Source organism: Ideonella sp. (assembly GCF_035254525.1).
In the GTDB taxonomy this organism is placed as follows: Bacteria; Pseudomonadota; Gammaproteobacteria; order Burkholderiales; family Burkholderiaceae_C; genus Ideonella.
Map to the genome: position 1 here is coordinate 20,774 of NZ_DATFAN010000127.1, position 12,669 is coordinate 33,442.

A 12,669-nucleotide genomic window follows, 5' to 3' on the forward strand; every position below is an offset into this window, starting at 1 on the left:
CCGGGTCTCCTAGAGTCGGGCGATGCCGAAGGTGTTGGGGCGAAGGGTCCGCGTCTCGGCTTCGGCCGCGAGACCCAGGCACAGCGCGAGGATGCGTCGGGTGTCGCGCGGGTCGATCACGCCGTCGTCCCACAGCCGCGCGGTGCCGAACAGCACGCTCGATTCGCGGTCGATGCGCTGGCGAAGCTGGTCGCCCATGGTCTTCAATGCCTCGTTGTCGACGGGGTGGCCACCGCGTTCGAGCTTGCCGCGGCCGACGATCTCCATCACCTGCGCCGCCTGGGCGCCGCCCATCACCGCGGTGCGGGCGCTGGGCCAGCTGAAGATGAAGCGCGGGTCGAAGCCGCGGCCGCACATGCCGTAGTTGCCGGCGCCGAACGAGCCGCCGAGCACGACCGTGAACTTGGGCACCCGGGCGTTGGCCACGGCCTGGATCATCTTGCTGCCGTGCTTGATCGCGCCGGCCCGCTCGGCGGCCTTGCCCACCATGTAGCCGGTGGTGTTCTGCAGGAAGACCAGTGGCGTGCCGCTCTGGTCGCACAGCTGGATGAACTGCGCCGCCTTGGTCGAGCCGTTGGGCTGGATCGGCCCGTTGTTGCCGACGAGGCCGATGCGGTGGCCGGCGAGCCGGCCGTGGCCGCAGATGGTGTCGGTCGCGTAGAGCGCCTTGAACTCGAGGAAATCGGAGCCGTCGACCAGCCGGGCGATGACCTCGCGCACGTCGTAGGGCTCGCGATCGTCGGCGGGCACGACGCCCATGAGTTCGTCGGGCGGGTAGAGCGGTTCCGGGGCCGAAGCCGTCGCGGGCACGTCGTCCCACGGCAGCGCCGCGAGCAGCTCGCGGGCCAGTGCGATTGCGTGGGCGTCGTTCTCGGCCAGGTACTCGCCCAGCCCGGTGATCTCGGCGTGCGTCTCGGCGCCGCCGAGTTCTTCGTCCGTCGCGTCTTCGCCGATCGCGGCCTTCACCAGCGGCGGGCCGGCGAGGTAGATGCTGGAGCGCCCGCGCACCAGCACCACGTAGTCGGCCAGGCCGGGCAGGTAGGCGCCGCCGGCAGTCGACGAGCCATGCACCACCGCGACCTGCGGGATGCCGGCGGCCGACAGCCGCGCCTGGTTCGCAAAGCTGCGCCCGCCCTCGACGAACATCTCGCTCTGGTACATCAGGTTCGCGCCGCCCGACTCGACGAGGTAGACCAGCGGCAGCTTGTTCTCGCGGGCGATCTCCTGCGCCCGCAGCGCCTTCTTCAGCCCCATCGGCGGCACCGTGCCACCCTTGATCGCCGAGTCACTGGCCGAGACGAGAACGCGCCGGCCGGCGACGACCCCGACGCCGACGATCGAGCCACCGCCCATCACCACCTTGCGGCCGTCGTCGTCGTGCATGCCGAGACCGGCCAATGGCGACAGCTCGAGAAAAGGTGTGCCGCGGTCGAGCAGCCGGGCGACACGCTCGCGCGGCAGCAACTGGCCGCGTTGCTCGAAGCGCCCGGCCTTCGCCTCCGATTCCGCGGCCACCCGTGCCTGCAGCGCCTGCACCTCGGCCAGGCGCTCGGCCATGCGCGCGGCGTTGGCTCGAAACGCTGGGGATTGCGTAGCGATGACGCTCGTCAGCACGGGCACGGGTTGCTCCAGGTGGTGATAGCCGGCGCAGTTGCGGGCAGCGGTTCTCTACCCGTTGGGGTTGATCGCCGCGGGCTGCATGCGGTGGTCGCGCTGGGGCCGGCGGCTTGGGGCACGTTCTCCGGCCCACCACGCGGGGCACGGTCTGCAGACTGCAGGCGGCTCTCCATCAACACGGTTTTCTCTTGCAGCCATGGGAGGCTACCGCGAATGGGGCCTGCGCCCGTGCCCCAAGCCACCGACCCTCGGCACCCGCGCGGCACGCCACGGCGAGGCACGCCACCCGAGGTGCCTGCAGGGCGGTGGTGGTGCCCCCGGGCGCAGGCCCCATTCGCGGTAGCCTCCCATGCATCCAGGGCACCACCGTGTTGATGCGGCTGTCCGTGCCTCGCTGCGAGGGTGCCCCGCGTGGTGGGCCGGAGAACGGGGGCGCCGCCGCCGCCCTGCTCGCCACAACCCAGGCAGTCCGGCCCGACCCCGACCGACAGCAACGAGCCGATTGCGGCCGAGTCACGCATCCCCACCCTCGGCCGCAGGCTTGAGCACTTCCGGCACCCGCGCCCGGTGAAAGCCGTCGTAAGGCGGCGAGCCCGCATGGTCAATGCTGGGGTAGATCGCACTGCCGAGCGACGCGCCCCCATCGATCTGCAACGTCACGCCGGTGATGAACGAAGCCCCCGGCGAGAGCAGGAAGACGATGGCCGAGGCGACCTCCGATTCGGTGGCCAGGCGCCGCAGCGGCACGTGGTGCTTCAGCTTCGGGATCATGGCCTTCACCGCGCCGCCATAGGTATCCATGCCGCTGGAGGCCACCCAGCCCGGGGCCACCGCGTTGACCCGCACGTGGGCATGGGCCCATTCGTAGGCGGCCGTCTGCGTCAGGTTCGCCATGCCGGCGCGGGCGGCGCCGGAGTGCGCCATGCCGGGCATGCCGTTGCGGAAATCGGCCGTCATGTTGACGATGGCGCCGCCGTGCTGCTGCATGCTCTGCACGAACACCTCGCGCATCATCAGGAAGCCGCCGGTCAGGTTGTTGGCGACCACGGCGTCGAAGCCTCGCTTGCTGATCGCCAGCATGGGCGAAGGGAACTGGCCACCGGCGTTGTTGACCAGCCCCGCGATCGGGCCCTGGGCGGCCACTTCCGCCACCTGCGCCTTGACCGCGTCCTCGTCACGGATATCGAAGGCCCGCCAGTCACAGCGGCCGCCGTCTTCGATGATTTCAGCCGCGACGCGCTCGAGCTTGTCGGCCGAGCGGCCGCTGATGAGGACCTGCGCCCCGAGCGAGGCCAGTTCGTGCGCAACGCAGCGCCCGATGCCCGAGCCCCCGCCGGTGACCCAGATGCGCTGGCCGGCGAACAGGCCGGGGCGGAACACGCTGTCGTAGCGGGCGGCTGGCTTGGCAGTCATGGGTCGGAGGGTAACGTTAACGTCACCTAGATGGCTAATAGGGAATTACGCTAGTGCAGGGCCGCGCAACGGCCGCCTACAGTGGAGCGAACCCCGAATCCGAGGAGAAGACGATGGACATGCAAGCCGCCACCAAGGTGTTGCGCGAGCGCGTGGGCAGTGACAGCGGCCTGGGCACGACGCTGAAGCTCGATTGCGGCAGCGAAGGCAAGGTGCTGATCGACGGCACCGCGAATCCGAACACCGTCAGCAACCACGATGGCGACGCCGCCTGCACGATCGCGCTCAGCCTGGACACACTGGGCCGGTTGATCCTGCGCGAGCTCGAGCCGACCACGGCTTTCATGATGGGCAAGATCAAGGTCAGCGGCGACATGAGCGTGGCGCTGAAGTTGCAAAACCTGCTCTGAAGACGGCGCCCGAATGACCCGGCAGGACGACATCGTCGTGCTGTCGCCCCAGGACGCGGTGGCGGCCCACCGCGACGAGGCGACGAGCGAATTGTTCGGGATCACCGAGCTGTGCCGCGAGTTCGGCATTTCGCTGCGGGCGATCCGCTTCTACGAGGACAAGGGCCTGCTGCAGCCGCGGCGGGTCAACGGCACGCGCGTCTACACCCGGCGCGACCGTGCGCGCCTGGCGCTGATCCTGCGCGCCAAGTCGATCGGCTCGTCGCTCGCCGAAATCAAGCACTACCTGGATCTGTACGGCACCCACGGCGAGGGCCGCGTGCAGCAGATGCGTTATGTCCTGAACCGCACCGACGAGGCGATTGCCGAGCTGGAGCAACGACGTGCCGACATCGACGCCACACTGGCCGAGCTGCGGGTGATCAACGAGACCGTGCGCCGCGGCCTGGCCGAGCGCCGCTGAGGGCCAGCACCACATGGCATTGCCGAACTTCCCGTCGGTCTGGATGACCGAGGAGCACCGCATGCTGCAAGACAGCGTGCACCGATTCATCCACGAGCGCTGGGTGCCGCGCGCGGCGGAGTTCCGCGAGGCCGGCATCATGGGGCCGGACACCTGGCGCGATGCCGGGGCCAACGGGCTGCTGTGCGTCGGCCTGCCGGAGGAATACGGCGGTGGCGGCGGCGATTTCGGCCACGAGGCCGTCATCCTGCTCGAGCAGGCGCGGGCCAACCTCTCGGGCTGGGGCGGCGGGCTGCACTCGGCCATCGTCGGGCCGTACATCCTGCACTACGGCAGCGAGGAACAGAAACGCCGCTGGCTGCCGAAGATGGCCACCGGCGAGCTGATCGGCGCCATCGCGATGACCGAGCCGGGCACAGGCAGCGACCTGCAGTCGGTGCGGACCAGCGCGCGGCGCGATGGCGACCACTACGTGCTCAGCGGCGCCAAGACCTTCATCACCAACGGGCAGAACGCGAACCTGATCATCGTCGTCTGCCGCACCGGCGGCGCGGCCGGCGCGAAGGGCATGTCGCTGCTGGTCGTCGAGACCGACGGCGAGGACGGCAAGCCTGCGGCAGGCTTTCGCCGCGGCCGCAACCTCGAGAAAGTCGGCATGAAGGCACAGGACACTTCGGAGTTGTTCTTCGACGAGGTGCGCGTGCCGGTGGCCAACCTGCTGGGCGGCGAATCCGGCGTGGAGGGCCAGGGCTTCGTGCAGCTGATGGAGCAGCTGCCGCAGGAGCGGCTGATCATCTGCCTGAGCGCGATCGGCGCTATGGAGCGGGCGCTCGACGAGACGCTGGCCTATGTGAAGCAACGCCAGGCCTTCGGAAAGACAGTGTGGGAGTTCCAGAACACCCGCTTCAAGCTGGCCGAGGTGCAGGCCACGGTGCTCGCCGCGCGGGCCTTCGTCGACGCCTGCATGGCAGCCCACCTGAAGGGCGAGCTCGATGCGGCGCGCGCCGCGCTGGCCAAGGCCTGGGTCACTGAAGCGCAGTGCAAGGTGATGGACGAGTGCCTGCAGCTGTTCGGCGGCTACGGCTACATGATGGAGTACCCGATCGCCGAGCTGTATGCCGATGCGCGGGTGCAGCGCATCTACGGCGGCACCAACGAAATCATGAAGGAGCTGGCTTCACGTTCGATGTGACGTCGGCCCGCAACAAGGACCCACGATGACCGACGCCTTCGTCTACGACCACGTCCGCACCCCGCGGGGCAAGGGCAAGAAGGACGGTGGCCTGCACCAGGCGAGCCCCGTGTGGCTGCTGCGCGGGCTGCTGAAGGCGCTGGCGCAACGCAACCAGCTCGACACCTCGCTCGTCGACGACGTGGTGCTCGGCTGCGTGACACCCATCGGCGAGCAGGGCGCCGACATCGCCCGCACCGCCGTGCTCGATGCCGACTGGGCGCAGACGGTGGCCGGCGTCACGCTCAGCCGCTTCTGCGCCTCGGGCCTGGAGGCGGTGAACCTCGCGGCTGCCAAGGTGATGAGCGGGCTGGAGGACCTGGTCGTGGCCGGTGGCGTCGAGAGCATGAGCCGCTGGACCATGGGCAGCGATGGCGGCGCCTGGGTGATGGACCCGCGCGTCAACCAGCACCTGGGCTTCGTGCCGCAGGGCATCGGCGCCGACCTGATCGCCACGCTGGAGGGCTGGGGCCGCGCGGATGTCGATGCCTTCGCCGCGCGCTCGCACCGCCATGCCGCGGCGGCGCGAGCCGAGGGCCGCTTCGCCCGCTCGATCGTGCCGGTGCACGACATCGCCGGCCTGCTGATGCTGGCCGAGGACGAAACGATCCGCCCGTCGACCACGACCGACACGCTCGCCAAGCTGGAGCCCAGCTTCGCGATGATGGGCCAGATGGGTTTCGACGCCACGGCGCTGCGCAAGTACACCACCGTCGAGCGCATCGACCACGTGCACCACGCCGGCAATTCCTCCGGCATCGTCGATGGGGCGGCGCTGATGCTGGTCGGCTCGGCCGAGGCCGGCCGGCGCGCCGGGCTGAAGCCGCGCGGCCGCATCCGCAGCATGGCGGTGATCGGCTCCGAGCCGACGATCATGCTGACCGGCCCCGCGCCATCGTGCCGCAAGGCGCTGGGCAAGGCCGGCATGGCCGCCTCGGACATCGACCTGTGGGAGGTCAACGAGGCCTTCGCCGCGGTGCCGCTGAAGTGCGCGCGCGAACTCGGCATCGACATCGAGCGCGTCAACGTCAACGGCGGCGCGATCGCGATGGGCCACCCGCTGGGGGCCACCGGCTGCATCATCCTCGGCACCGTGCTCGACGAGCTCGAGCGCCGCGACCTTTCCACCGGCTGTGCCACGCTGTGCGTCGGCGGCGGCATGGGCATTGCCACCATCATCGAGCGGGTCTGAACATGCCGGCAATCCAATGTGAACTGGGCGCGGACGGCGTGCTGCTGGCGACGATGGACCTGGCCGGCAAACCGATGAACATCATCGACGCCGAGATGGCCGAGGCGCTGGCGGCGCTCGTCGAGCGGCTGGAGACCGATGCCGCGGTCAAGGGGCTGATCCTCACCTCCGGCAAGGCCGACTTCTTCGCCGGCGCCGATGTGGATCACCTGTGGGGCATCACCACGGCCCAGCAGGCCTTCGACGAGTCGATGCGCTTCAAGGGCTTCCTGCGGCGCATCGAACGCTGCGGCAAGCCGGTGGTCGCGGCGATCCACGGCCGCTGCCTGGGTGGCGGGCTCGAGATCGCGCTGGCCTGCCACCACCGCATCGTGCTCGATGATGGCGCGGCCCGCCTCGGCCTGCCCGAAGTGAAGCTCGGCCTGTTGCCCGGCGGTGGCGGCACGCAGCGGCTGCCGCGGCTCGTCGGCATGCAGCAGGCGCTGCAGTGGATGGCCGAGGGCACCGAGGTCAAGGCCGCGCAGGCGCTCGCCAGCGGCCTGGTGCATGCACTGGCCACCAGCCGCGACGAGATGCTGGCCCAGGCGCGTGCCTGGATCGCGGCCAACCCGAAGCCGGTGCAGCCCTGGGACGCGCCGAAGTTCCGCTACCCGGGCGGCGATTCGCGCAGCCCGGCGGCGGTACAGATGCTGGCGATCGCCCCGTCGATCGCCAGTGCCAAGAGCTTCGGCAACTACCCCGCGCTGACGCACATCATGAGCAGCGTGTTCGAGGGCGGCCTGGTCGATTTCGACGCGGCGCTGGCGATCGAGAGCCGCTACTTCGCCGCCTGCGTCGTGAGCCCCGAGAGCCGCAACCTGATCGGCACGCTGTGGTACCAGCTCGGCGCAATCAAGAAGGGCGCGTCTCGGCCGGCCGCGCCGCCACCATCGACCGTGCGCAGGCTCGGCATCCTCGGCGCCGGCATGATGGGCGCGGGCATTGCCTACGTCAGCGCCAGGGCGGGCATCGAGGTGGTGCTGCTCGACACGAGCCAGTCGAACGCCGAGAAGGGCATGGCCTACAGCCAGGGCCTGCTCGACAAGGCGGTGAAGCGGGGGCGCCGCACGCCCGCGCAGCGTGATGCGCTGCTGGCGCGCATCACGCCGACCACCGACTACGCCGCGCTCCAGGGCTGCGAGCTGGTGATCGAGGCGGTGTTCGAGGACCGGGCGGTCAAGGCCGAGGTCACCCGCCTGGCCGAGGCGCAGTTGGCGCCCGGCGCGGTGTTCGCCTCGAACACTTCCACGCTGCCGATCACCGGCCTGGCCGAGGCGAGCGTGCGGCCGGCGAGCTTCATCGGGCTGCACTTCTTCTCACCGGTCGACAAGATGCCGTTGGTCGAGATCATCGTCGGTGCGCGGACCAGCGACGAGACCCTGGCCAAGGGCTTCGATTTCGTGCGCCAGATCGGCCAGACGCCGATCGTCGTGAACGACAGCCGCGGCTTCTACACCAGCCGTGTCTTCGCGACCTACGTGATGGAGGGCCTGGCGATGCTGAAGGAGGGGGTGCACCCGCGCAGCATCGAGGTGGCCGGGCTGCAGGCCGGCATGCCGATGCCGCCGCTGGCGCTGCAGGACGAGGTGAGCCTGTCGCTGGGCGTGCACGTGGCCGACCAGACGCGCAAGGATCTGGCCGCCGAAGGCAAGCCTTACGTGGCCCACCCCGGTGAAGGCGTGCTTCGGCAGCTGTGCGAGATCGGCCGCGTCGGCAAGAAGGCCGGGAAGGGCTTCTACGACTGGCCGGCCGAAGGGGAGCCAGGCGAGAAGCGGCTGTGGCCGGGCCTGGGCGGGCTGTTCCCGGTCAAGCCGGAGCAGCCCGACCAGCGCGAGCTGATCGACCGCCTGCTGTACGCCCAGGCCAACGAGGCCGCGCGCTGCCTGCAAGAGGGCGTGCTGCGATCGGTGGCCGACGGCGATGTCGGCTCGATCCTCGGCTGGGGTTTCGCGCCCTTCCTGGGCGGCGCACTGCAGTTCGTCAACCACGTCGGGCCGGCGCGCTTCGTCGAGCGTTGCCGCGAGCTGGCTGCGCGCTACGGCGCGCGCTTCGAGCCGGCAGCCAATGTGGTGGCCCTGGCGGAGCAGGGTGGCCGCTTCGAGCAGGGCGGGCCGACGCCCGTGTGATCAGGTGCCGCCAGTGGCGCGCGCCGCGCCCAGCATCTCGTGCACGTCGTGCGTCATCACGGCAAGGAAGCCGAGCAAGGCGAGGTAGTAGAAGCCGTACTCCCACTTGGTTCGTGTCGGCACGGCGTAATAGGTCGCCGCTTCCGGGCTGTCCGACCGGTACCGGATCGCCTTCATCACCTGCGGTGCCGCCAGCACGGCGATGAGGATCAGCATCGGGCTGGGGTTGTAGTAGAACAGCGCGCCCAGCACCGGCACGCCGAGCAGCCAGATGCGCGGCGACAGCACCGCCGTGATGCGGCCGCCGTCGAAGGGCGACAGCGGGATCAGGTTGAACAGGTTCAGGAAGAAGCCCGAGTACGCGACCGCGAGCAGCCAGGTGATGCCTTCGTTGCGGGCGACGAAGTAGCAAACGAGCGCGCCGACGGTGCCCACCAGCGGGCCGCCGAGGCCGACGTAGGCCTCGGTCTCGGCGTCGTGCGGCAGATCCTTCAGCTCGACCCAGGCGCCGATGAAGGGGATGAAGGTCGGTGCCCCCACGGCCAGCCCGCGCTGGCGGGCCGCAAGGTAATGCCCCATCTCGTGCACGAACAGAAGCGCAACGAAGCCGACCGCATAACGCCAGCCGAAGACGAAGGCGTACAGCACGACCGACACCAGCATCGTGCCGCCGGTCTTCAGCAGCGGCCCCAGCTTGGCGCCGGACAGCAGCAACAGCAGCAGCTTGCCCATCGCCGCGCGCGCTCAGGCCGTGGTCTTGCTCTTGCGGCCGAGCAGCTTGGCCGCGGCCGCGCCCACCCCGACCACGCCGAGGATGATCAGCTTGGCGAACTTGGCGAAGAACACGCCGGCCATGGCCAGCAGGCCGAGCTTCTTCGCGCCAACGCCGAGCACCAGCGCCGCGAGGCCGTATTCGGCCACGTGGTCGGTCTTCTCGTCGAAGTCGCCATAGCGCTTGCCGTCGTTGAAGGCCAGCGCGGCCAGCATCGCCTGGCCCTCGGGCTTGTGCTGGGGCAATTCTTTCAGGCCGGTGACGAGGTTCATGCTGAAGTAGCCTTCGCGGCCGAGCAGGTAGGTGTTGTAGTTGACACCCTGGCCGTCCTCGGCGCTCGCGACTCTTTCGCCCTTCTCGCGCGAGGACATGGCCCACACGAGCCGGTGGGTGGCGGCGTCGTAGGCGGGCTTCTCGGCCCAGCCGATGATCTCGATCGCCGGCACGCCCAGCTTCACCCGCTCCTCGTTCGAGGCCTCGGTGCCTTCCTTGTAGCTCTTCAGCAGGTCGTCGGCATTCCATTCCTTGGCGTCGTCGTCCTTGATGTGGCCCGAGTCCTCGTAGCGCACGGTCATGAACCAGCCCTGGTCATCGCCCTTCGGAAAGACCAGGCCCTGCAGGCGCGGGTCTTCGCCGGGGTTGCCCATGGCCTGCAGCAGCCGGGTCGCCTGCGGCTGCGGCACGAAGACGCGGCCCTCGGGCAACTTCAGCACTGCCTGGTCGAGCAGCTTGATCTCGGCAGGGCCGGTCTGCGCGGCCTTGGCGGCGTCGTCCCAGGCCTGCCTGGGATCGGGCGCGCCCTCGGCATGGGCGGCCGCCGCGGCGAGTGTGGCCGCGGCAAGAACGAAACGCCGCAGCGAGGCGGCAGCTTGGTGCAGCATGGTGGTTCCTCCCTCGAAACCCGTCTTGTCAATGCGGCGCGATTGTCCCATGCGCTATCGTCGCGCCCGTGCTGCCCGCCTCGCTCTCGTCACCTCCCACACCACCGCACACACGCCATGCCCGGCTCGATGCGCTGCGCGGCGCCGCCATCGTCTGGATGGCGGCCTTCCACTTCTGCTTCGACCTCAACTACTTCGGCTACCTGCAGCCGCATCAGCGCTTCCAGCTCGACCCGTTCTGGACGGTGCAGCGCACCTGCATCGTGACGCTGTTCCTGCTGTGCGCCGGCATGGGCCAGGCGGCGGCACTGCAGGCAGGGCAGGGCTGGCGGCGCTTCTGGCGCCGCTGGGCCCAGGTGGCAGGCTGCGCCGTGCTGGTGTCCATCGGCTCGGCCACGATGTTCCCGCGCACCTGGATCAGCTTCGGCGTGTTGCATGGCATCGCGGCGATGCTGCTGATCGTGAGGCTGGTTGCGCCACCGCTGCTGGCGCGCGGCGGTACCGGCCGGGCTGCGCTGCTGGGGCTGGCGCTCGTGTCGCTGGTGCTGCCCCGCCTGGTGCAGCACCCGGTGTTCGACTCGCGCTGGCTGAACTGGACCGGGCTGGTCACCCGATTGCCGCGCGCCGAAGACTACGTGCCGGTGCTGCCGTGGCTCGGTGTCGTGCTCGCGGGCGTGCTGCTCGGCACCTGGCTGTTCGAGCGGCGCCCGGGGGTGCTGCGCGGCGAGCTGCCGCGGGCTTTGCGGCCGCTCGCGCTGCTGGGCACCTGGTCGCTGACCTTCTACATGGTCCACCAGCCCGTGCTGATCGGCGCGATCCGCACCTGGCGCTGGTGGACGACCGGCACGTTCTGATCAGCGGCGGGTCAGTTTCAGGTCGCCGCCGGGCCCGTCGTGGCAGTCGTAGCAGCCCACCTTCTGGGCGGCGGCGTACTGCACGCGCCGGTCCTCCACCTTGAAGTCGCGCGCCGCACGCGTGGCCGCCAGCGGGCCGCCGCGGAAGTCGGCCCCGTGGCAATAGGCGCAGGGCTGGTGGTCCCGCTCGGCGACGTTGCCGTGCTTGTTGACCCACTGCTGGCCGATGGTGTGCAGGCCGTGCGGGCCGCCGGTGGCGCTGACACCGATCGCGGTGTGGCAGGCCGAACATTCGGCGATCGTGCCGACGTGGCCCTGCGTTTCGATCGACTGCACGTTGTCGCCGTCATGCGAGCTGGTGTACTCGGCATGGGTCGAGCCGTGGCAGGCCTCGCACTGCAGGCCGCCGTGGCCCTTGCTGAAGCGGTAGAGGTTGAAGCCGGGTGCCGGTACGTCGGCGTTGGTCGCGAAGCGCGTGTCGGCCGGCGTCTTGACCTTGCCCTTGGCGTTTACGGCCATCAGGTCGCGCTTGCCGTCGTGATGGCAGGCCTGGCAGGTCGGCTGCTGCAGCCAACCGGTGCGCTTGGCGCTGCCGACCTTGCTCATGCCGGCATGGCAGCTCTGGCACTGGATCGCCGGCGTGCCGTCGGGCAGCGTCGCGTTGCCCATCACGCCGCGCAGACACTTAGTTTCGGCGCCGGGGTGGCACATGTAGCAGGCGCCGCGGTCGCGCTCGTCGTCCAGCGGCAGGCCGGTCTTCGGGTTGATCACCTTGGCGTGCAGGCCGTGCTCGGCGGTCGTCAACGGCGAGATGCCGGCCAGGCCGGTGCCGGGCAGGGCGTTGGACGAATGGCAGGCGGCGCAGAGGATGGGCTTGCCGCCATCCGACGTGGCGAGCAGGCCGGCCCTGTCGTAGCCGAGCTGCTTCAGCGCCCTCTTGTACTTGGCCAGACCGATCTGCTTGTCGTCGTGCAGCGCGAGGACGTTGCGTCGGTAGTCCTTCTCCGGCCCGCGCGGGTCCCACATCCAGCCGTGGATCGGGGGCTTGGCATCCTCCTGCGAGCCGCTCGCGTGGCAGGCGATGCAGGTCATTTCATCCGACACCGGCAGCACCACGTGGCCCTCGGCCAGCGCATTGCCGGCCGTGTCGCGCGCGACCACCTTGACCATCGGGTAGGGGTTCTTCTGGCGGTTGTCGTCGATCGGCGTGATGGGGATGCCGACCGCCTCGTGCATGGCCGAATCCGGCACGAAACGCATCGCCTGTGGCGTGTAGCCGGCGGTCAGCCAGCCGCCCAGGCCCATCTCGGGCGGCAGGTCGGCGCCGTACAGCGGCAGCGCATAGGTCCAGAAGTTCGTCTTGTCGGCCGAGTGGCTGTTGACCGAGCCTTGCAGGTCGGCCGTGGCCTCGAAGCTCAGCGTCACGCCGCTGGTCACGAGCTTGTTGTTCGTGGCATCGACGAGTTGCGCGTGCAGGTTGTTGAAGGGCGGCAGGATCGAGAACACCGAGTAATCGGCGTCCATGCAGTGCATGCCGAGGTCGTTCCAGCCGAGCAGCTTGTAGCTGTTGGCTGCGCTGGCCGTGATGCCGGTGGACAGGCAGGCGGCAGCCAACAGCAGGCCGCGCCCCCATCTGGCGATAGGGCGTACAGATCGCATTGCTCGCTCCTG

11 protein-coding genes are annotated in these 12,669 nt (G+C 69.7%); 6 read left to right on the plus strand and 5 right to left on the minus strand.

The genetic code is table 11. The features are described 5' to 3' along the window. Positions 1-9: 9 nt before the first annotated feature. Together VJ693_RS12605 and VJ693_RS12610 are read right to left on the minus strand one after the other, a co-directional pair. Positions 10-1,620, minus strand: a complete 1,611-nt coding sequence (locus VJ693_RS12605; RefSeq protein ID WP_324154592.1) for an acyl-CoA carboxylase subunit beta — start codon at positions 1,618-1,620, stop codon at positions 10-12. A 510-nt stretch (positions 1,621-2,130) separates the two neighbouring features. After that, on the minus strand, positions 2,131-3,030 hold the full coding sequence (locus tag VJ693_RS12610; protein ID WP_324154593.1) for an SDR family oxidoreductase: 900 nt from the start codon (positions 3,028-3,030) through the stop codon (positions 2,131-2,133). 113 nt (positions 3,031-3,143) lie between these two features. Here VJ693_RS12610 and VJ693_RS12615 point away from each other — a divergent pair, with 113 nt between their 5' ends. Genes VJ693_RS12615 through VJ693_RS12635 form a run of 5 tightly spaced genes read left to right on the plus strand, consistent with a single transcriptional unit; the run spans position 3,144 to position 8,491 of the window. Continuing rightward, entirely contained in the window at positions 3,144-3,440 is a 297-nt protein-coding gene (locus VJ693_RS12615) for an SCP2 sterol-binding domain-containing protein (protein ID WP_324154594.1), read from the plus strand. A gap of 13 nt (positions 3,441-3,453) precedes the next feature. Next, positions 3,454-3,903: a MerR family DNA-binding transcriptional regulator gene (locus VJ693_RS12620; protein WP_324154595.1), complete on the plus strand. Its 450-nt coding sequence runs from the start codon at positions 3,454-3,456 to the stop codon at positions 3,901-3,903. A 13-nt stretch (positions 3,904-3,916) separates the two neighbouring features. Beyond that, the gene (locus VJ693_RS12625; protein ID WP_324154596.1) at positions 3,917-5,095 is read left to right on the plus strand and encodes an acyl-CoA dehydrogenase family protein; all 1,179 of its coding nucleotides are present in this window, start codon (positions 3,917-3,919) and stop codon (positions 5,093-5,095) included. Between the two features lie 25 nt (positions 5,096-5,120). Beyond that, the gene (locus VJ693_RS12630; protein ID WP_324154597.1) at positions 5,121-6,326 is read left to right on the plus strand and encodes an acetyl-CoA C-acetyltransferase; all 1,206 of its coding nucleotides are present in this window, start codon (positions 5,121-5,123) and stop codon (positions 6,324-6,326) included. A 2-nt stretch (positions 6,327-6,328) separates the two neighbouring features. After that, positions 6,329-8,491, plus strand: a complete 2,163-nt coding sequence (locus VJ693_RS12635) for a 3-hydroxyacyl-CoA dehydrogenase NAD-binding domain-containing protein (protein WP_324154598.1) — start codon at positions 6,329-6,331, stop codon at positions 8,489-8,491. Here VJ693_RS12635 and VJ693_RS12640 read toward each other — a convergent pair whose 3' ends face one another. Both VJ693_RS12640 and VJ693_RS12645 read right to left on the minus strand, forming a co-directional pair. Beyond that, the gene (locus VJ693_RS12640; protein WP_324154599.1) at positions 8,492-9,223 is read right to left on the minus strand and encodes a site-2 protease family protein; all 732 of its coding nucleotides are present in this window, start codon (positions 9,221-9,223) and stop codon (positions 8,492-8,494) included. Positions 9,224-9,235: 12 nt separating this feature from the next. After that, positions 9,236-10,144 (minus strand): DUF2167 domain-containing protein, encoded by a 909-nt coding sequence (locus tag VJ693_RS12645; RefSeq protein WP_324154600.1) that lies wholly within the window; start codon positions 10,142-10,144, stop codon positions 9,236-9,238. 68 nt (positions 10,145-10,212) lie between these two features. Here VJ693_RS12645 and VJ693_RS12650 point away from each other — a divergent pair, with 68 nt between their 5' ends. Beyond that, entirely contained in the window at positions 10,213-10,998 is a 786-nt protein-coding gene (locus VJ693_RS12650) for a heparan-alpha-glucosaminide N-acetyltransferase (RefSeq protein WP_324154601.1), read from the plus strand. Here the strand turns inward: VJ693_RS12650 and VJ693_RS12655 are convergent, their stop codons facing one another. Further along, the gene (locus tag VJ693_RS12655) at positions 10,999-12,657 is read right to left on the minus strand and encodes a hypothetical protein (protein WP_324154602.1); all 1,659 of its coding nucleotides are present in this window, start codon (positions 12,655-12,657) and stop codon (positions 10,999-11,001) included. Between the last annotated feature and the right edge of the window lie 12 nt (positions 12,658-12,669).

Coding starts and splice junctions, on each gene's coding strand:
- VJ693_RS12610 (WP_324154593.1), bottom strand. CDS start 3,030: ATGACTGCCAAGCCAGCCGCCCGCTACGACAGCGTGTTCCGCCCCGGC.
- VJ693_RS12615 (WP_324154594.1), top strand. CDS start 3,144: ATGGACATGCAAGCCGCCACCAAGGTGTTGCGCGAGCGCGTGGGCAGT.
- VJ693_RS12620 (WP_324154595.1), top strand. CDS start 3,454: ATGACCCGGCAGGACGACATCGTCGTGCTGTCGCCCCAGGACGCGGTG.
- VJ693_RS12625 (WP_324154596.1), top strand. CDS start 3,917: ATGGCATTGCCGAACTTCCCGTCGGTCTGGATGACCGAGGAGCACCGC.
- VJ693_RS12630 (WP_324154597.1), top strand. CDS start 5,121: ATGACCGACGCCTTCGTCTACGACCACGTCCGCACCCCGCGGGGCAAG.
- VJ693_RS12635 (WP_324154598.1), top strand. CDS start 6,329: ATGCCGGCAATCCAATGTGAACTGGGCGCGGACGGCGTGCTGCTGGCG.
- VJ693_RS12640 (WP_324154599.1), bottom strand. CDS start 9,223: ATGGGCAAGCTGCTGCTGTTGCTGCTGTCCGGCGCCAAGCTGGGGCCG.
- VJ693_RS12645 (WP_324154600.1), bottom strand. CDS start 10,144: ATGCTGCACCAAGCTGCCGCCTCGCTGCGGCGTTTCGTTCTTGCCGCG.
- VJ693_RS12655 (WP_324154602.1), bottom strand. CDS start 12,657: ATGCGATCTGTACGCCCTATCGCCAGATGGGGGCGCGGCCTGCTGTTG.